At 73.8% G+C, this 17,845-nt stretch carries 16 protein-coding genes and 1 tRNA gene; 11 read left to right on the top strand and 6 right to left on the bottom strand.

Annotated elements, in window-relative coordinates; genetic code table 11:
• Positions 1-12: 12 nt before the first annotated feature.
• Positions 13-567: a hypothetical protein gene (locus IA22_RS0101075; RefSeq protein ID WP_014156114.1), complete on the top strand. Its 555-nt coding sequence runs from the start codon at positions 13-15 to the stop codon at positions 565-567.
• A 109-nt stretch (positions 568-676) separates the two neighbouring features.
• On the opposite strand, the gene IA22_RS0101070 is transcribed toward IA22_RS0101075, so the two are convergent.
• Both IA22_RS0101070 and IA22_RS0101065 read right to left on the bottom strand, forming a co-directional pair.
• The gene (locus IA22_RS0101070) at positions 677-1,564 is read right to left on the bottom strand and encodes a spermidine synthase (protein WP_014156113.1); all 888 of its coding nucleotides are present in this window, start codon (positions 1,562-1,564) and stop codon (positions 677-679) included.
• 87 nt (positions 1,565-1,651) lie between these two features.
• Positions 1,652-2,014, bottom strand: coding sequence for a hypothetical protein (locus tag IA22_RS0101065; RefSeq protein WP_030122459.1), 363 nt, complete (start codon positions 2,012-2,014; stop codon positions 1,652-1,654).
• Between the two features lie 253 nt (positions 2,015-2,267).
• On the opposite strand from IA22_RS0101065, the gene IA22_RS0101060 reads away from it, so the two are divergent.
• Positions 2,268-3,620 (top strand): NsdA family TPR-like regulatory protein, encoded by a 1,353-nt coding sequence (locus IA22_RS0101060; protein WP_014156111.1) that lies wholly within the window; start codon positions 2,268-2,270, stop codon positions 3,618-3,620.
• 31 nt (positions 3,621-3,651) lie between these two features.
• On the opposite strand, the gene IA22_RS0101055 is transcribed toward IA22_RS0101060, so the two are convergent.
• On the bottom strand, positions 3,652-4,248 hold the full coding sequence (locus IA22_RS0101055) for a histidine phosphatase family protein (protein WP_014156110.1): 597 nt from the start codon (positions 4,246-4,248) through the stop codon (positions 3,652-3,654).
• Positions 4,249-4,562: 314 nt separating this feature from the next.
• On the opposite strand from IA22_RS0101055, the gene IA22_RS0101050 reads away from it, so the two are divergent.
• The 7 genes from IA22_RS0101050 to IA22_RS0101020 all read left to right on the top strand — a co-directional run bounded on the left by IA22_RS0101050 (position 4,563) and on the right by IA22_RS0101020 (position 10,945).
• Positions 4,563-5,510, top strand: a complete 948-nt coding sequence (locus IA22_RS0101050; RefSeq protein WP_014156109.1) for a phosphatase PAP2 family protein — start codon at positions 4,563-4,565, stop codon at positions 5,508-5,510.
• Positions 5,407-6,591 carry a hypothetical protein gene (locus IA22_RS33870; RefSeq protein ID WP_038271600.1) on the top strand — a complete coding sequence of 395 codons (1,185 nt, stop codon included), beginning with the start codon at positions 5,407-5,409 and terminating at the stop codon, positions 6,589-6,591. Before IA22_RS0101050 ends, IA22_RS33870 begins: the two co-directional genes overlap by 104 nt.
• Positions 6,582-8,210, top strand: a complete 1,629-nt coding sequence (locus IA22_RS0101040) for a hypothetical protein (protein ID WP_015577283.1) — start codon at positions 6,582-6,584, stop codon at positions 8,208-8,210. Before IA22_RS33870 ends, IA22_RS0101040 begins: the two co-directional genes overlap by 10 nt.
• Complete coding sequence (locus IA22_RS0101035; RefSeq protein WP_030122457.1) at positions 8,207-9,541, top strand: AAA domain-containing protein; 1,335 nt, start codon at positions 8,207-8,209, stop codon at positions 9,539-9,541. Before IA22_RS0101040 ends, IA22_RS0101035 begins: the two co-directional genes overlap by 4 nt.
• A 73-nt stretch (positions 9,542-9,614) precedes the next feature.
• On the top strand, positions 9,615-9,956 hold the full coding sequence (locus IA22_RS0101030) for a hypothetical protein (RefSeq protein ID WP_014156105.1): 342 nt from the start codon (positions 9,615-9,617) through the stop codon (positions 9,954-9,956).
• Positions 9,957-10,182: 226 nt separating this feature from the next.
• Positions 10,183-10,881: a hypothetical protein gene (locus IA22_RS34895; protein WP_015577286.1), complete on the top strand. Its 699-nt coding sequence runs from the start codon at positions 10,183-10,185 to the stop codon at positions 10,879-10,881.
• Positions 10,872-10,945: transfer RNA gene (locus tag IA22_RS0101020), tRNA-Lys, on the top strand. The genes IA22_RS34895 and IA22_RS0101020 overlap by 10 nt, the downstream gene beginning before the upstream one ends.
• Positions 10,946-11,006: 61 nt before the next feature.
• On the opposite strand, the gene IA22_RS0101015 is transcribed toward IA22_RS0101020, so the two are convergent.
• Positions 11,007-12,248, bottom strand: a complete 1,242-nt coding sequence (locus tag IA22_RS0101015) for a M6 family metalloprotease domain-containing protein (RefSeq protein WP_014156103.1) — start codon at positions 12,246-12,248, stop codon at positions 11,007-11,009.
• A gap of 424 nt (positions 12,249-12,672) precedes the next feature.
• Here IA22_RS0101015 and IA22_RS0101010 point away from each other — a divergent pair, with 424 nt between their 5' ends.
• Positions 12,673-14,538 (top strand): putative bifunctional diguanylate cyclase/phosphodiesterase, encoded by a 1,866-nt coding sequence (locus IA22_RS0101010; protein ID WP_030122455.1) that lies wholly within the window; start codon positions 12,673-12,675, stop codon positions 14,536-14,538.
• A 17-nt stretch (positions 14,539-14,555) separates the two neighbouring features.
• On the opposite strand, the gene IA22_RS0101005 is transcribed toward IA22_RS0101010, so the two are convergent.
• On the bottom strand, positions 14,556-15,656 hold the full coding sequence (locus tag IA22_RS0101005) for an LLM class flavin-dependent oxidoreductase (RefSeq protein WP_014156101.1): 1,101 nt from the start codon (positions 15,654-15,656) through the stop codon (positions 14,556-14,558).
• Between the two features lie 63 nt (positions 15,657-15,719).
• Positions 15,720-16,484, bottom strand: coding sequence for a maleate cis-trans isomerase family protein (locus tag IA22_RS0101000; RefSeq protein WP_030122454.1), 765 nt, complete (start codon positions 16,482-16,484; stop codon positions 15,720-15,722).
• Between the two features lie 193 nt (positions 16,485-16,677).
• On the opposite strand from IA22_RS0101000, the gene IA22_RS0100995 reads away from it, so the two are divergent.
• On the top strand, positions 16,678-17,637 hold the full coding sequence (locus IA22_RS0100995; protein ID WP_030122453.1) for a D-2-hydroxyacid dehydrogenase: 960 nt from the start codon (positions 16,678-16,680) through the stop codon (positions 17,635-17,637).
• The last annotated feature ends 208 nt before the right edge of the window (positions 17,638-17,845 follow it).

Here is a 17,845-nt window from a genome sequence, read left to right as displayed (position 1 = left end):
AGGATGTGCCCGATGCAACGAGGATTCGTACACGCGATCGCGTGGTCGCTCGCCACGGGTGCGGCGGTCACCCTGTCGTGGTGGGGCGTGCACACGGTCATGTCGGGCACCGTGTACGACCCGCCCCGAGCCGTCCCGATCTCGGTGGGGGCCGGGAGCGGGCAGGCGTCGGACGCGCCGGTGTCGTCCTCGACGCACCGCGCGCCGCCGTCGGCCTCCGTCTCACCTAGCGCGACGGCGTCCGGTCCCACGCCCTCGGCCACACCCTCCCGGCGGCCGTCCACCCGTCCACCGGACCGGAGTCCGAGCCCCGCGAAGCCCTCGCCGCCGCCGGCGGACACGGGACAGGTGAAGAGCTACCCGACGCGCGGCGGCAGGGTCGTCCTGGAACTGGCGGAGCACTCGGCGAAGCTGGTCTCGGCGACCCCCGAGCCGGGGTGGTCGATGCAGGTGTGGACGACCCCGGAGTGGATCCGGGTGGACTTCCGCGACGGGGCGGACGCGACGCTGTCCGTCTTCTGCACCTGGAACGGCCATCCGCCCACGGTCGAGGTCGTCGACCAGTGAGGATGCGCGGGCGCTCGGTGCCGCCCGCCTCCTGCCTCGCTCGTACGGCCGTCGCGGATCGGCCGGTCCGCGCACGAGCACCAGATCCGGCCGCGTCGGACGGGGCCGCTCAGTCGAAGGCGTCCGGCGGCGGGGCGGGTGACGGCTTGGCGCCCTCGTCGGTGACCACCGCCGCGCCGCCCGTGAAGTCGGCCAGCGCGCGGCCCTGTTCGACGCGGCCGGGATGCGGGTCGCTCGCGACCCGCCTGGTCAGTTCGGCGACCGCGATCGGCAGGTCGGAGGCGACCAGGACCGCGTTGCCGAAGCGGCGGCCGCGCCAGACGGTCGGATCGGCGGCCAGGGCCAGTTCGGGGAAGAGCGAAGCGGCGGTGGCGACCTGTCCGCGCAGATGGGTGAGCGGCGGACCGTCGGCGAGGTTGGCGGCGTACTGGCCGCCGGGCTTCAGCACCCTGCGTACCTCGGCGAGGAATTCGACGGAGGTGAGGTGCGCGGGCGTACGGGCGCCGCCGAACACGTCGGCGATGACGAGGTCCGCCCAGCCGTCCTGGATCCTGCCGAGCCCGGCGCGGGCGTCCGCCGAGCGGACCCGTATCCGGGCCTGCGGGTCCAGCGGGAGCTCCCTGCGCACCAGTTGGACGAGCGGCGCGTCGATCTCCACGATCTGCTGGGTCGAGCGGGGGCGGCTCGCGGCGATGTACCGGGCGAGCGTGAAGGCTCCGCCGCCGAGGTGGACCGCCTGGAGGGGTCGGCCGGGCGGCGCGGCCAGATCGATGACGTGGCCGAGTCTGCGCTGGTACTCGAACGAGAGGTACGAGGGGTCGTCCAGGTCCACGTGGGACTGCGGAGCGCCGTCCACCGACAAGGTCCAGGCGCGGGGGCGTTCACGGTCGGGCACCAGCTCCGCGACGCCGCCGTCGACCGTCGCCGTGACGGGCTCCTGCCGGCGCTCGGACCGCTTGCGGTCACCCGCGCCCCTGGCCGCTCCTCGACGTGCCACGCGCGTCCGTCCTCGCTCATCTCTCGCGCCGGTCACCTGGGACGACCGGCCGCGGCGGGACCTCCGCCCACCTGGCCATTATGGGCCTCAGCGGCAGTTGTCGGCCGCCTCGATGAGCCGGGCCGCCTGGTCGAGGGCGGCCCGCAGGACTGCGGGATCGGTGACAGGGGTCTCCGCGACGGGCGGCAGGAGCCAGCCGCCCCCGACGGAGGGCGGCTCGGCGGGGATGCGCAGCCCGCGGCCGTCCGTCCGCGTGCAGGCGCTCCCGGGGACGTCCCACGCCTCCGCCGTGCCCGGCGGCACCAGGAAGCCGAGGACCGCGCAGGCCCCGTCGTGCAGGACCGGGCCGACGTGCTCGTTGTCCGCTCCCCTGCGCAGGATGTCCACGGCCTCCAGCCCCTGACGCGCGGGGACGGTCACCAGGTCGCACGGCGTGGTTTCCGGGCCCATGTGAATCAAGGGAACCCCTCCTCTTCGTCTCACCGGGTCGGGGCCGCGCCCCTTCTCCTCATGGACCAACGCGCCGACGGCGTCAACGGCTACGGCGGCACGCCGCCGCAAAGGGTGGCAGTTCATGGCAGATCAGGGGCGAGATGTCCGCTTTATTGGCAAACGCTGCGTGTGCGTGTCGTCACAGCAGGTACGTTCTTGCTCCGCCGGGACACCGGAAGCAGGAGCCCGGCGCACCAGAGAGGGCCCCGCCATGGTGTCGACACGGGCAGTTCCCAACCTCGTCTTCCGTCGGCTGCGCGGCCAGCGCTCCGCGGGGGAGTTCGCGGCAGCGGTCCGCCGGGCCGCCCGCGAGATCGGTGAACAGGTCGCGTGCGACGCCCGGTACATCGGGCGCGTGGAGTCCGGCGAGATCCGCTGCCCCAACTACGCGTACGAACGGGTGTTCCTGCACATGTTCCCCGGGGCGAGCCTCGCGGACCTGGGCTTCTCGGACCGCGAGAGCGTGCGCGGCCGGGGGGCCCGCACGGCATCCGCCCCTCCACCCACCACACCCCCCACGCTCGACAGCGACATCCACGAGGAGAGCGACGTGCTGCGTCGCGTGTTCATGACCGGCGGCACCGCCACGGTGGCCGCGTCCCTGGGGCTGGGCGGCCGTTCCGCCGCCGCCGGCCCGCTCGCCGTCCCCGCCCAGCGCCGGGTCGGCGAGGCCGAGGTCGGCGCTGTGGAGAAGGCGGTACGCCGGATCCGCCTGCTGGACGACCGGCACGGCGCGGACGGCCTCTACCGGCAGGCCTCCCAGCCCTTGCGGGCCGCCTACGCCCTGCTCGACTCCGGGGCCGCCACGCGGGGCAGCACGGCGGACCGCCTCCACGCGGGCGCCGGTGAGCTGGCGATCTCCGTGGGATGGCTGGCCCACGACTCGGGCCGTTTCGACGACGCGCGCTCGCACTACGCGGAGGCGCTGGCGACGGCGCGGCTGGCCGGGGACGCCGCGCTGGAGGCGCACGCGTTCTGCAACGCGTCGTTCCTGGCCCGTGACACGGGGCGGGCCCGCGAGGCGGTACGCGCCGCGGAGGCCGGGCAGCGCGCGGCCCGGCCGCTCGGCTCACCGCGGCTGACGGCGCTGCTGACGCTGCGGGAGGCGGGGGCCCGGGCCTGGCTCGGGGACCGCACGGGGTGCGAACGGGCGATCGGGCGTGCCCGTGCGGCCTTCGACCGCGGCGCGTGCGACTCGGACCCGGAGTGGATGTCCTTCTTCCGGGAGGCCGAGATGGAACTGCTGGAGGCCCAGTGCTGGTCGGCGCTGGGTGACTGGGCGCGTGCGGCCCGGCACGCGCGCCGGGCGACCCGGCTCCAGGACCCGCACTTCACACGGAACCTCGCGCTGTACCGGGCGCAGCTCGCCGGCGACCTGGCACGGGCGGGCACGGCCGACGAGGCCGCGGCGGCGGGGCACCAGGTGCTGGACCTGCTGGACCGGGTCCAGTCCTCCCGCATCCGCGGGATGCTGTCCAGCGCCGTACGGGTGCTCCGGCCGCAGGGCGGCCCGGAGGTGACGTCACTGCTGGCCCGTTACGAGGAACTGCCCCCCGGCACCTGAGGACGCGGGGCGGGCCCGGTGCCGCCTCGGCTCAGCGGTCCAGGTGGCCCGTGTCGTTCCAGCGCTCCAGCGCGGGAAGGCCGTACGCCCAGCCGAGCACCGAGAGGGATGTCGGCTCCAGCCGGATCCGCGCGGCGAAGGACACGTCCTCCCCCAGCCACCGGGCCCCCAGGATCCGCAGGATGTGCCCGTGGGCGAAGACCAGCACGTCGCGGTCGGCGGAACGTGCCCACTCGACGACCTCGTCCGCGCGGGCGGAGACCTCGGCGAGGGTCTCACCGCCGGGGACGCCGTCGCGCCAGATGAGCCAGTCCGGGCGGTCGGCCTTGATCTGCGCGGGGGTCAGGCCCTCATAGTCCCCGTAGTCGAACTCCATCAGCGCGTCCCACGGCTCCGCCCGCTCACCGAAGCCGGCGATGGCGCAGGTCTCCGAGGCCCGGACCAGCGGGCTGGTCCGCACCTCGACGCCCGGCAGGCCGCCCCAGGGCTCCCGGTGCAGCCGCTCGCCGAGCAGTTTTGCGCCCTCGCGGCCGGCGTCCAGGAGGGGGATGTCGGTCCTGCCGGTGTGATTGCCCTGGACGGACCACTGGGTCTGTCCGTGCCGGGCGAGCAGGATTCGCGGTGCCATGACGGCTCTCCCTGAAAATACGAAGATCCGAAGATGTGAGGACCCTAGGATCTGGTGGGTCCGGGACAGCGGTGTCCGGGACGGCGACGGGACGGCGCACGCGGGCGTCCGGCCGGAGGACCGGAGCGGGCCCGGGGCCCCGCTCCATCATCCCGCACCCGTCGCACGAGCAACCCGCGGGGCGTCGGGGGCGTCCCTCCGTGCGCACCACCTGGGACGTCCGCGGGGGAATGCCCCGGCGGAAATCGAGGCATACGACCACCGTACGGTTGAACGCCCGCCGTCGACCGAATGAACATGGGGAGAGCTGCCGGATGCCGCACGCCACCGCCGCGACACCGCCGTCCGGTCACCGGCCCCGCTGGTGGACGGAGCTCCCGCTGATCGCGGTGGTGTACGGCCTGTACTCGATGGGCCGGCTCCTCGTGCACGAGAACATACCGGCGGCCGTGGACAACGGTCTCGCGATACTCCGCCTGGAGAAGGCGCTGCATCTCAACGCCGAGCACCCCCTCAACCGGCTGCTGACGGCCAACCCCGCGCTCGGCATACCCGCCGACTTCGCGTACGCCTCCCTGCACTACCTGGTCACCCCGGCCGTCCTGGTCTGGATCTTCCGGCGCCGCAGCGCCGCCTACCGCGCGGCCCGCACCTGGCTGATGACCTCCACGCTCCTCGGGCTGGTCGGCTTCACGCTGATGCCGACCTGTCCGCCCCGGCTCCTCGACGCCCACCACGGCTTCGTCGACACGATGGCCCAGTACAGCTCCTACGGCTGGTGGGGCGCGGGAGCCAGCGCCCCGCGCGGGCTCAGCGGGATGACCAACCAGTACGCCGCGATGCCGAGCCTGCACGTCGGCTGGGCGGTCTGGTGCGGCGTGCTGCTGTGGCGCCACGGCCGTCATCCGCTCGTCCGCGCGGCGGGCGTCGCCTATCCCCTGCTCACCGTCCTCGTCGTGATGGGGACCGCGAACCACTATTTCCTGGACGCCGTGGCCGGGGCCGCCGTGATGACGGTGGGCGCCCTTCTGACCAGGCCGTTCATGCGGATCGCCGACCGTGTCAAGGACCGGGTGCTGACGGCGTTCGTCCGGGTGCCCGCAACCGTCACCCCCGCGAACTCCACGATTGTCAGTGCCGGATGCAAGACTTCCGCGGGTGAGCGAATACCCGGCCAGCGGACCGCCTCCGCAGATTCCAGCGACGCGCGCACCCTCTCCCCAGCCGAGGCCGACGACGACGCTCCGGCAGCGGCTCGCTGAGCTGCGCGGCCCGTCCGTCGCGCCGCATCCGCTCGACGCACGCGCGCTGGCCGCGCTCGCCGCGAACCCCGGATGCAAACGGCGCGCCCTGCTCGACGGCGCGGGCGTCGACAAGGCCGGGCTGGCCACCGCCCTCGGCTCCCCCGCCGCGTTCGGCCAGTCGCAGTTCGCCCTCGTGCGGGGAAACGTCTTCGAGGCGAAGGTCAAGGCGGACGGCGGCATGGAGCTGCTGCGCCTCCTCGTCGAGCGGCTCGGCCACGGCGCGGAGGCGCCGGCCGAGGCGAAGGTGCCCGATCTGACGGCCGCCGGCCCCGAGGGCCGCGCCGCGCGCACGGCGCTGGCGCTGCGCGAGGCCACGGCGGCGGGTGACTGGGCGCTGCTCGACCACCCGATGCTGGCCCTGGAGGTCGCGGGCTCACCCGCCTACCTGGAGCCCGACGCCGTGGTGGTGCACCCCGACGGCACCTGGACGGTCGTCGAGATCAAGTCCTTCCCCATGGTCGACGGCTCCGCGGACGCGGCGAAGGTCGGTGCGGCGGCCCGCCAGTCCGCCGTCTACGTCCTGGCGCTGGAGCGGATCGCGGCGGTGACCGAGGGCGCCGAGGTCGGCCACCAGGTCCTGCTCGTCTGCCCCAAGGACTTCTCCAACCTGCCGACCGCCTCGGTCGTGGACGTGCGCAAGCAACGTGCCGTGACCGACCGCCAGCTGACCAGGCTGACCCGCGTCGAGGACATCGCGGCGGCCCTGCCCGAGGGCACGACCTTCGACCCGGACCGCTCCCCCGAGGAGCTCGGCACGGCGGTCGAAGCGGTCCCCGCCGCATACGCCCCCGAGTGCCTGGCCGCGTGCGAGCTGGCCTTCCACTGCCGGGCGAAGGCCCGCGCGGAGGGCGCGGTGGAGTCGCTCGGCCGCAGTGTGCGGGGTGAGCTCGGCGGCCTGACGACGGTCGCCGGGGTGCTGGCCGCCGCGGCCGGCAAGGAGGGCGACCCGGCAGACCCGACGGTGGCCGCTCTGCGCAGGGCCGCCGCGCTGCGCGCCGAGGCCCTGGCCGGAGTGGGCGGCGGTGTCGCATGTCGCTGATCAGCACCCTCGCCAGGCTGGAAGCGGTCGACAGCGGGCGGGCCCAGCCGCTGGCCACCGTGCGGCACCGGCACCTGACCGACCGGCCGCTCGTGCTGGTTCCGCTGACCACCGCAGGCGAGGCGGGCGCCCCGCTCGGCGCCCTCGTGGGCACGGACCGCGCGGCGCCCCGGCTGCTCGCGGTGCCCCAGCCGCGCGACCGCGACCTCCGGTTCGCCTTCCTCGCCGAGCTGGCCGAGGCGGTGCTGCCGCACATCGAGGCGTACGCCGACGCCGTGGAGCCCGCCGAGCGCAACGAGGTCGATCCCGGGACCGGCAAGAAGGTCAAGGTCGAGGTGGAGCTGTGCGCGGACGCCGCCCAGCTGATCGTGCCCAGCAGGGCCGGCATCGACTTCGTGCGCCTGCTCGGGCGGTCCATGCGGTTCCGGCGCACCGTCGAGGACGATCCGGACACCCCCTTCCCCGCTCCCGCCCGCGTGCCGCTGCTCGGCCGCTGGCTGACGCACTACGGCGAGCGGGCCAGGGTGCCGGGTTCCTCGCTGCTCCTCGCCGCGACGGACCTGGTGAACCGCCACTGGGCGACCGGCCAGAGCAGCCTGGAGGACCAGCATCTCGGCGCGCTCCTCGCCTGGGTCGACCCGCCCGGGGGTTCCGGTGCGGAGGCGGCGCTGCGGGCGGAGCTGGAGCGCGACCGGGACGGTCAGCTCATCTGCCCGCCCGCCGGGCCGGCGACGGACCCGGCCTTCGACAACAAGCTGCTGGCGCCCGCGATCGAGCGGTACGACCGGGCGCGCTCGGCGCTGGGCGCCGCGGAGGACGGCCTGGACGCGGACACCCGGCTCGGTGAGCTGAGCGGCGCGGAGCGGGAGATCAGGTCGCTGCTGGCGGGGGTGCTGCTGCCGACCTGGGACGCGGTCTGGCGGGGACTCGACCTGCTGCGGGAGCTGCCGGAGGGGACCCGGGCGCAGGACCGCTGGACGAGGGACCGCTGGTCGTTCACCGGGCACCGGGACCGGGTGCTGGCGGGCGAGCCGCCGCAGCCGCGCCGGGACGACGCGGTCACGGCGGCGCAGAAGCTCGCCTCGCGGGAGACGGCCCAGGCGCAGCTGGACGCCCAGGAGGCCCTCGACGACCCGCTGGTGCTGGCGGGGCGCAGGCTGGCGGGCGAGGCGTTCGTCGGGGAGGTGACGGAGGTGGAGATGGCGTACAGCGAATCGAAGCGCCCCTCGCCCCGCCCCCTGGTCACGGTGCGGACGGAGGAACGCCCGCATCTCGGCGAGCGGACCAAGGTGTACCGCTCCCTGGACGGTGATCCGGTCAGATCGCAGACGGCGGAGTTCGTCGCCTACGCGACCGGGGAGACCGAGGACGGGGAGGAGGCGGTCGGTCTCGTGCTGCGGATCATGGACCGGATGGGCCGGGGCAAGGAGCCCGCGCCCGGTTCGGTGCCCGAGCCCGGCGACCGGATCGCCTGGACCCTGTTCGAGCACGACCAGCGGGGCGGCCCGAAGCTGCCCGATCCGGAGGACACCCCCTGGACCCACGGCGGCCCGCCGGGCGCCGTCGGCCCGGGAACAGCCGAGCGACCCGATCCCGTGACCCCGGAGGACCTCCTGTGACAGCCGTCTCCGACCCGGGCGCCGCGGCCGCGCGGGCGACCGACGCGATCCTCGGCGACACCCTGCGCGGTACGGCGCGCGGCGTCGTGGTGGACTCGCCGCCGGGCGCGGGAAAGTCGACGCTGGTGGTGCGGGCCGCGCTGGAGCTGGCCGCGGCGGGCCGCCCGCTGATGGTGGTCGCGCAGACCAACGCGCAGGTGGACGACCTGGTGGTGCGGCTGGCCGAGAAGGAGCCCGGCCTTCCGGTGGGCCGTCTGCACAGCAGCGACTCCGATCCGTACGACAAGGTCCTGGACGGCCTGGACAACGTGCGTACGTCGGCGAAGGCCGCCGATCTGGCGGGCCTGGACATCGTGATCTCCACGGCCGCCAAGTGGGCGCACGTGAAGAACGTCGAGCCGTGGGGCCACGCCATCGTCGACGAGGCGTACCAGATGCGGTCGGACGCCCTGCTGGCGGTGGCCGGGCTGTTCGAGCGGGCGCTGTTCGTCGGGGACCCGGGCCAGCTGGACCCGTTCTCGATCGTGGGCGCCGACCAGTGGGCCGGCCTCACGTACGACCCCTCGGCGAGTGCCGTCTCGACCCTGCTGGCGCACAACCCGGAACTGCCGCAGCACCGGCTGCCGGTCTCGTGGCGGCTCCCGGCGTCCGCCGCGCCGCTGGTCTCGGACGCGTTCTACCCGTACACGCCCTTCCGCAGCGGCACGGACCACGGCGACCGGCGGTTGTCGTTCGGCGTGCCCTCGGACGGCTCGGGTCCGGACCGGGTGCTGGACGAGGCGGCGGAGTCCGGCTGGGGGCTGCTGGAGCTCCCCGCCCGCCACACCCCGCGCACGGACCCCGAGGCGGTCCGGGCCGTGGCCCTGGTGGTCCGCAGGCTGCTGGACCGGGGCGGCGCGGCGACGAGCGAGCGCGGCCCCGACCCGGTTCCGGTGACGGCGGAGCGCGTCGCGGTCGGCACGGCCCACCGCGACCAGGCCGCGGCGGTGCGGGCCGCGCTCGCCGACCTGGGCGTGACGGGTGTGGCGGTGGACACGGCGAACCGTCTCCAGGGCCGCGAGTTCGACGTGACGGTGGTCCTGCACCCGCTGTCGGGGCGCCCGGACGCCACGGCGTTCCATCTGGAGACGGGCCGCCTGTGCGTCCTGGCCTCGCGGCACCGGCACGCGTGCGTCGTGGTGTGCCGGGCCGGGGTGGCCGACCTGCTGGACGAGCACCCGTCGACGGAGCCGGTGCAGCTGGGCGTGACGGTGAAGTTCCCCGACGGCTGGGAGGCGAATCACGCGGTCCTGTCCCACCTCGCCGAGCACCGCGTGCATTGGTCGCCCTGATCCTGGGCAGCGCTCTTGCGCCGGGCTGGACAATGGAAGGTGGCCGTCCGGCCGTACGAGAAGGGAAGACCACATGGCACAACCCGAGCGGAACGAGCGGCAGAGGCTGCGTCCGGCGCCGCTGCTCTTCGAGCCGTCGGAGGCGGCAGCCGACCCGGAGCACTTCTTCGACCTGGAGTCGATGGAGGACCCGACGGCGCTGCTGGCCCGCGCGACGGAGCTGACGCTCGCCTTCCGGGCGGCGACCGACCGGGCCGTGGAGTTCCAGGCCGTGGCCGCCGCCCAGCTCGCCGATCCGCGGCGCTTCGACCGGCTGACGGCCGCGGAGATAGCCGGGCGCGCGGAGTGGACCGAGGACTACGCCAAGAAGATGATCGAGTTCGGCCGGTCCCTGCTGGACGCCCCCGCGCCCTGACCCGGCGCCGCGGGAGGCGGGCCCTGACACGGGCGGGGCCCCGCCCGTCGTTCACGCCGCCGTCCCGGACGCCACTCCGGCCCCACACGCCGCACGACCGTGCGTCCATCACTGCGGGTACACCCCTGGCATATGCCGCCGGGCAAGATACTCCGTCGTCGTGCGCCCTGTCCGACTTTCCGCAACTCTGCGGGACAGGAGCGTCACAGCCGGTAGACATGACGCCATGAGCGCCTGGCTGAACGACGAAACGACCCTGCGGACCGGCACGGCCCCGCACCGCGGCGTCGACATCTTCGCCCTGCTGCGGGACCGCACCGGCCACCGGACGGACGACGGGGCCGCTCAGGTCACGGCGTCGGGAGCCGCCTGGCTCGCGGGCGCCTCCTCCCACCCCCGCAGCACGCTCTCGCAGTGGGAGGCCCGCCCCTGCGCCCCCGGGGTGCTGCCGTGCGGCTCCGCGTTCGACGTGGTGAGCGTGCCGGCACTGTTCGGCAGGCGCATGCTGGAGCGGCTCTGGGCGGAGGGGCCCGGATCGGGCCCGGTCGCCACGCACCGGGGCCGGATGCTGCTGTTCGCCGCCCCGGGGACGGCCCAGCGCCTGCCGTCCCTCCTGGCGTGGGAGGAGTGGGGCACCGGTCCGGCCGACGGGGACCGGGGGCATCGGGGCTCCTTGCCGCCGGTGCTCTGTCACGGCGCGGGGGACGCCGTCACCGTCCCGCCCCTGACCGGCGGCGTGGACGCCGGCGGGCCCCGCTGGGTGGTGGCCCCGGACACCCGTGACCCCTGGCTGCCGGGGCCGGACGTGCTGCTGTGGGCCTGCGTGCGGGTGGGCAGGTCGGCGGCCCCGTCGACCACCGGGTATTCGATTTTTCCTCCCGCCGATCCGGGTGCTAATGTCTACGACGTCAGCAGGCGCCGTTAGCTCAGTTGGTTAGAGCAGCTGACTCTTAATCAGCGGGTCCGGGGTTCGAGTCCCTGACGGCGCACAGACGGATGAAGCCCCCTCGTGGAAGCGAGGGGGCTTCTTCGTGTGTGCGCCCGCCCGGGTCAGACGCCGGTGGTGACGCGGACGGTCCAGGCTCCGGACCGGGTCCGGTCGGCGACCTCGATGCGGATGCGCTCACCGGGGACGGTGTAGCGCTCACCCTCCCGGAGCGGGGCGTCGGCGAGCGGCGGGTAGACCGACCGGTCCCAGCAGGCATCCGATTCGGGGTGGGTGTCCAGCACCTCGACGGGGCCGCCGCCGGAGGGCGTCGCGTTGCGGATGCGGTAGACGAGGACACCCTCGGTGCAGGTCGCGCGGTCGTTGCCCGTGGCGCTGCGGGCCTCGATGGCCAGGGCGCTGTCCTGGCCGGTCCTGACGACGGCCAGCCGGGTCCCGACCGACGCCCCGGGCACGGGCACCTCGGCCATGGGCTGCAGCGTGAGATCGGCGGAGCCCTGCACGCACACGACCTCCTCGCCCTCCAGCCAGCCGAGCTTCCACTTGTGCCAGCCGAACAGGTCCGGTGACAGTCCGAACTGGCTGCCCATCACGTCCCAGTCACCGACGTAGGTGTCCCAGTCGCCCTTCCCGTCGTCCGGCCGGTGGTAGAGGTCGGCCAGGTCGAAGACGTGCCCGGTCTCGTGCGCGAGGACGTTGCGGTCCGGCGGGTGCTCCTCGAACACGGTGACCACGCGCCTGATGTCCGTACCGTCCGCGCGTACCGGGCGGTCGAAGTTGACGACCTTGGTGGCGTCGGAGTCCACACCCGGCGCGTCCGGGTCGGCGACGAGATAGACGATGTCGTACGCGGAGAAGTCGGTCCGCTCGTCGGCCGCCCGGATCGCGTCGCGCAGGTAGGAGCCGCGGCGCCCGGAGTCCCAGTCGCGCTCTATTCCGTACCAGGTGGACGGATGGGGCATGGCGGTCCACTGCCGCTGCGGGTGCGGGCGCAGGGTGAACTTCCCGTACGAGGCGCGCTGGAAGAACTGGGTGGTGGAGGGGAAGTAGTCGGCGGCGAGGACCTCCGGGGCCACCACGGGCTCGGAGTCGGGGAACGAGAGGAAGACCATGACCGCGTCGAGACCGCGTTCGGGGCGCGGGTAGGCGCCGTTCCAGGTGTCGAGGCCGAGGGAGTGGTGCGCTCCGGTCCTGGGCAGGGCGCACGGTCCCGCGTCACCCGAGGCCGCCACGGCCGGCCCGGCGACCAGCCCGGTGGCGGCGAGCGCCAGGAGGGAGGTGAGGGCAGCCGCCGCGCTGCGCAGTCTCGGTCTCTCCGGCCCCCCGGTTCCGTGCTGACGCGGCACATCTACCTCCGGGTGGCGAATGCGGGGCCTGTTCCTCACCCTGTGCCGATTCGCCGGCGTATGCCCTGTTGTGCTGCCCCACACGGGTCAGTGGGGGCCCGGCCGCTCCACACGCGGTCGGTTGATCACATACACGGACAGTCACATTCGCTCACACGGAAGCCTCAATGCATCAGATCGGCGCAAAAGCGATCACCTCTGGCCAAAACGTAGGACTGTGTCCTGCCACGTGCGGGCATCGGGCAGGCATGGGCCATGCGCGTGCCGGCCGCCCGAAACGGCGGACGCGTTGGAACGGCCGGTGCGCCACCCTCTATGCTTCACCTCGCTTTCCTGCGTGGTTGCCGCCTCTGGGACGGCGTCCCACTCCACGCGCCTGCCCGGCCATACCTGTTCACGACAATCTGCACAGCGGGAGCGAGCGGTGAGCGGAACCGACGAGGGGCCGACGTCCCGAGCGGGCACGACCCCCGGCGCCGGGCCACCGGATGTCACTCAGCGTGATCAGTCGAGGCCGGGGCTCGCGGAGCTGCGCGACTACCGTGCCGCGTTCGCGGCAGCCGCCCTCCCGATGGCCGTCGTCGACCTCCGCGGCCAGATCGTCACGCCGAACGCCGCGCTGGGCGGGCTGCTCGGCGCCGACCCGGCGTCCCTGACCGGCCGGCCCGCGGCCGACCTCGTCGGGCTCTCCTCCGACGGCCCCACCTGGCGGGCGTACAACGAGGTGCTCCGGGGTACCAGGCCCCGGCTCCGGTGCACCAGGCGGCTCAAGCACGCCGACGGCCGGCTCCTGTGGGCGGAGGTCACCGTCGTGCCGATGGGCGACCCCGCGGGCGGCGCGGAACGCGTCCTGCTGTCCGTCGCCGACGTGAGCGACCGGCGCGAGTTGCGGGAACGGCTGCGTCATCTGCGGATGCACGACCCCGTCACCCGGCTGCCCAACCGCACCCTGTTCTTCGAGCGGCTGGCGGGCGCCCTGGAGGCACCGGCCGCCGCGCAGGCGCCGGACAGCCCGTCGGCCCAGGACGGGTCGTCGGCCCCGCCCGGCCGGATCGGCCTCTGTTATCTGGACATCGACGGCTTCAAGGCGGTCAACGACACGCTGGGGCATCGCACGGGCGACCGGTTGCTGGCCGCCGTCGCCGGGCGGCTCACCGACTGCGCCGAGGCCGACGGGCACCGCACCGGCGGCCATCTCGTGGCACGTCTGGGCGGTGACGAGTTCGCCATCCTCGTCGAGGACTCGTCGGGGACGCACCAGCTCACCGAGCTCGCCCGTGCGGTCCTCGCCGCCCTCCAGCAGCCGTTCGAGGTCGCCGGGCACCGGTTGTCGGTCTCCGCGTCGATCGGCGTGGTGGAGCGGTCGTCGGCCGACACCTCGGCCACCGCACTGATGCAGGCGGCGGACACCACGCTGTACTGGGCCAAGGCCGACGGCCGGGCACGCTGGACCCTGTTCGACCCCGAGCGCAACGCACACCGGATGACCCGGCAGGCGCTCTCCTCCACCCTCCTGCCCGCCGTCGAGCGCGGGGAGTTCACGCTGGAGTACCAGCCGCTGGTCGGCATGGCGGACGGGATCGTGCGCGGTGTGGAGGCCCTCGTCCGCTGGAACCACCCTCGGTTCGGACTGCTGGCCCCCAGCCGGTTCGTCCCGATCGCCGAGGAGGACGGCACCATCGTCCAGCTCGGCCGCTGGGTACTGCGCTCGGCCTGTCTCCAGGCCCGTCGCTGGCAGCTCGAACACCCCGAGGACCCCGCGCTGTTCATCAGCGTCAACGTCGCCGTGCGGCAGCTCTGGGACTCGGACCTGGTCGCCGACGTCGCGGAGATCCTGGCCGAGACCGGTCTGGAACCCGGCCTGCTGCAACTGGAGCTGACCGAATCGGCGGTCATGGGTTCCCCGGGCCGGCCGCTCCGGGTGCTCCAGGCACTCAGCGACATGGGGATCCGCATCGCGATCGACGACTTCGGTACGGGGTACTCCAACCTCGCCTATCTGAGCCGGCTGCCCGTGTCCGTGCTCAAGCTGGACGGCTCCTTCGTGCGCGGGTTCCGCTACGAGGACGGCGCCCACTCCAGCCCGGCGGACGAGACGATCGTCGAGGCCATGGTGCAGCTGGCGCACCGCCTGGGCCTCACGGTCACCGCGGAGTGCGTGGAGACCTCGGGCCAAGCGGAGCGGCTGCGCCGGATCGGCTGCGACACCGGGCAGGGGTGGCTGTACTCACGTGCGGTGGCGCCGGAACGGATCGCCGAGCTGATCGGCGCCAGGCCGCCCGAGGGCTGACCGGGGACCGACCGCGGTCAGTCCGCCCGGGGCAGGCCGTACGCGTCGGCGATGAGTTCGTACGAGCGCAGCCGGGCCTCGCCCCCGTGCGCGTTGGCCGTGATCATCAGTTCGTCCGCGCCGGTGCGCTTGGCCAGATCGTCCAGGCCCGTGCGTACCTCGTCGGCCGTGCCGTGGACGATGTCCTTCAGCCAGCCGTCGACGAACTCGCGCTCCATGGGGCTGAAGTCGTACGCCTCCGCCTCCTCGGGGCTCGGCACCAGGCCCGGGCGCCCGGTGCGCAGCCGGACCATGGACAGGGCGCCGGTGAGCACCTGGCGCCTGGCCTCGCGTTCGTCGTCGGCGGCCAGCGCCGCGACCCCGATGAGGGCGTAGGGGGCGTCGAGGACCGCTGAGGGCTTGAAGGACTCCCGGTACAGGTCCAGGGCCGGCACGGTGTTGCGGGCCGAGAAGTGGTGGGCGAAGGCGAAAGGCAGACCGAGGACACCGGCCAGCCGGGCGCTGAAGCCTGAGGAGCCCAGCAGCCAGACCGGCGGTCGCGCCGGGGACTGGACGCCGCCGGGCGAGGTGGCCTGCACGGGTCCGGGGACGGCGTGGATACGGGCGTAGGGGTGCCCGTCCGGGAAGTCGTCGTCCAGGAAGCGGGTCAGCTCGGCGAGCTGCTGCGGGAAGTCGTCGGCCCCCTCGTTGAGCCGGTCCGTGCGGCGCAGGGCGGCCGCGGTGGCGCCGTCCGTGCCGGGGGCCCGTCCGAGGCCGAGGTCGACGCGGCCGGGGGCCATCGCCTCCAGCGTCCCGAACTGCTCGGCGATCACCAGCGGGGCGTGGTTCGGCAGCATGACACCACCGGAGCCGAGCCTGATGCGCTCGGTGTGGGCGGCCAGGTGCGCGAGGATCACGGCGGGGGACGAGGAGGCCACACCGGGCATGGAGTGGTGCTCGGCCACCCAGAAGCGGTGGAAGCCGCGGCTCTCGGTGAGCTTCGCGATGTCCACGCTGGTGCGCAGGGCCTGGGTGGCCGTGCGGCCCTGGCCCACGGTCACCAGGTCGAGCACGGAGAGGGGCACGGAGGCCGTACCGCCCTTGGTGCCGCGAATCTGGTCGCCTCGGTTCTCGTCCACGTGTTCGGCCTCTCCGGTGCTGCGTCTGTGTACCGGAGGGTGCAAACAGGAGGATGACTCCGCTTATTCCCGCACCTCGATGCCCCGGGGCTCCGAGGCTCCGAGCGGGGGCTCCCGGGTGGCGAAGAGTGTGCCGAGGGTGGGTGCCCAGATGCGGCGTTCGGCCAGCCGGAGGCCTTCCCAGACGGCCACCTGGTTGGCGGTGAGCACCGGCTTGCCGAGGAGTTCCTCCAGCTCGGGGACGTACGCGGCGGTGTGCAGGGCGTTGTCGGGGAGCAGGACCACCTCGGCGTCGGGGTGGTCACCGGCCACGGCGAGCTCCTTCACGAGTTCCACGTCGGCGGCGGCGGCCTCGGACGCCGCGATGATGCCGCTGCCCCGGGTGGCGGTGACCTCGAGGCCCCCGGACTCCAGGAAGCCGGCGAAGAGCGCGGCGACGTCCTCGGAGTAGGTGGCGGCGACCGCGACGCGGGAGGCACCCAGCTCACGTACGGCCTGGACGAAGGCGACGGACGAGCTGGACGCGGGGAGCCCGGCCGCCCTGGCCAGTCCCGCCGCCTGCTGGTGCGCACCGTCCCAGCCGTAGGCGAAGCTGCCGCCCGAGCAGGCCCACACCAGCGACTCGGCGCCCGCCATGCGCAGTTCCTCGACACCGGCGCTCAGCCGGTCGGGCGCGCCCGCCTCACGGAGGTTCTCGACCCTGCGGGCGTCCTCGTCGATGTCGGTGTGGAAGAGCGGCACTCTGATGTCGCTGTCGAGCATGACCTCGATCCGCGGGAAGTCGTCCTCCGCGGCATGGCCCGGGTAGAGAAGTCCTACGGTCGTCATGTCCGTCCTTTCCCGTTCCGGATGTCCCTCGGGATGTCCCACGGGCGCCGGCGGCACCGCTGCCCCTGCAGGGACAAGTATTCCTCTTCCGGCCCCCGGTCGTCGCCCGCAACGGACGTGACCTGCGGTTTCTCCCGCAGGGCGGAGGCCCTGTTGACGGGCGTGTTCCCCGGTGCGAGCGTGGTCATTCCTGATGACCACTCCCGTGATCCTCGTCCTGGAGGCCGACCCGCCGCCGCGCCTGGGCCGGCTGGCCGGCCGGGCCGTCGTCCGGTACGCCGACCGCCGGACGCTGGCCGGGCTGCTGCCCGGGGCGGACGTGCTGCTCGTCTGGGACTTCACCTCCGACGCGGTCCGCGAGGCCTGGCCCGGCGACGGGCCCCGCCCCCGCTGGGTGCACACCGCGAGCGCCGGGGTGGACCGGCTCCTCTGCCCCGAGCTCGCCGCCTCCCCCACCGTCGTCACCAACGCCCGGGGCGTCTTCGAGCTGCCGATCGCCGAGTACGTCGCGGGACTGGTGCTCGCCTTCGCGAAGGACCTGCCGCGCACGCTGGAACTCCAGCGGCAGCACCGGTGGAGCCACCGGGAGACCCGCGGGCTCGCCGGCACCCGCGCCGTGGTGGTCGGGGCGGGGCCCGTCGGCCGGGAGATCATGCGGCTGCTGGACGCTCTCGGCGTCCAGGTGGCGCTCGTCGGGCGTACGGCGCGACGCACCATCCACGGCATGGAGGACCTGGACCGGCTGGCGGCAGGGGCGGACTGGGTGATCGGCGCGGCCCCGCTGACCGACGCGACGCGCGGCATGTTCGACAGCCGCTTCTTCGGACTCCTCCAGCCCTCCGCGCACTTCGTCAACGTGGGGCGCGGGGCACTGACCGTCGAGGAGGACCTGGCCGAGGCCCTGCGCCGGCGGTGGATCGCGGGCGCCGCGCTCGACGTGTTCCAGGAGGAGCCGCTGGGCTCGCGCAGCCCTCTCTGGGAGGTGCCCCGCCTGCTGGTCTCCCCGCACATGAGCGGGGACACGGCCGGCTGGCGCGACCGGCTGGGCGAGCAGTTCGTCTCGATGTACGAACTCTGGTCGGCGGGTGAGCCCTTGCCCAACGTGGTGGACATAGGGCGCGGTTACGTACCTTCCACCGATATCCCGGACTGATGGTCGGACATAACGGGTAGTCATGAAAGCGGACTGCGCGGGGAACACGCCCTGCGACCCGGCCGTCGCCCTCCGCCCATGACGAGACACGGGAAGGTCACCCTCCGGCCACCGTTCGATCACATGGCGACGCGTGCTGCATAGGTGTCCCGGATCGGGCAGGTGCTCACCCTGTCCGGACCGTTCGACACCCCTATTTCTCCAGGAG

Source organism: Kitasatospora papulosa (assembly GCF_000717245.1).
GTDB lineage: Bacteria > Actinomycetota > Actinomycetes > Streptomycetales > Streptomycetaceae > Streptomyces > Streptomyces papulosus.
This window is presented reverse-complemented; position numbering and strand designations above follow the sequence as displayed.

Coding starts and splice junctions, on each gene's coding strand:
- IA22_RS0101075 (WP_014156114.1), top strand. CDS start 13: ATGCAACGAGGATTCGTACACGCGATCGCGTGGTCGCTCGCCACGGGT.
- IA22_RS34895 (WP_015577286.1), top strand. CDS start 10,183: ATGAGCGCCTGGCTGAACGACGAAACGACCCTGCGGACCGGCACGGCC.
- IA22_RS0101060 (WP_014156111.1), top strand. CDS start 2,268: ATGGTGTCGACACGGGCAGTTCCCAACCTCGTCTTCCGTCGGCTGCGC.
- IA22_RS0101050 (WP_014156109.1), top strand. CDS start 4,563: ATGCCGCACGCCACCGCCGCGACACCGCCGTCCGGTCACCGGCCCCGC.
- IA22_RS0101030 (WP_014156105.1), top strand. CDS start 9,615: ATGGCACAACCCGAGCGGAACGAGCGGCAGAGGCTGCGTCCGGCGCCG.
- IA22_RS0101065 (WP_030122459.1), bottom strand. CDS start 2,014: ATGGGCCCGGAAACCACGCCGTGCGACCTGGTGACCGTCCCCGCGCGT.
- IA22_RS0100995 (WP_030122453.1), top strand. CDS start 16,678: ATGACCACTCCCGTGATCCTCGTCCTGGAGGCCGACCCGCCGCCGCGC.
- IA22_RS0101055 (WP_014156110.1), bottom strand. CDS start 4,248: ATGGCACCGCGAATCCTGCTCGCCCGGCACGGACAGACCCAGTGGTCC.
- IA22_RS0101000 (WP_030122454.1), bottom strand. CDS start 16,484: ATGACGACCGTAGGACTTCTCTACCCGGGCCATGCCGCGGAGGACGAC.
- IA22_RS0101040 (WP_015577283.1), top strand. CDS start 6,582: ATGTCGCTGATCAGCACCCTCGCCAGGCTGGAAGCGGTCGACAGCGGG.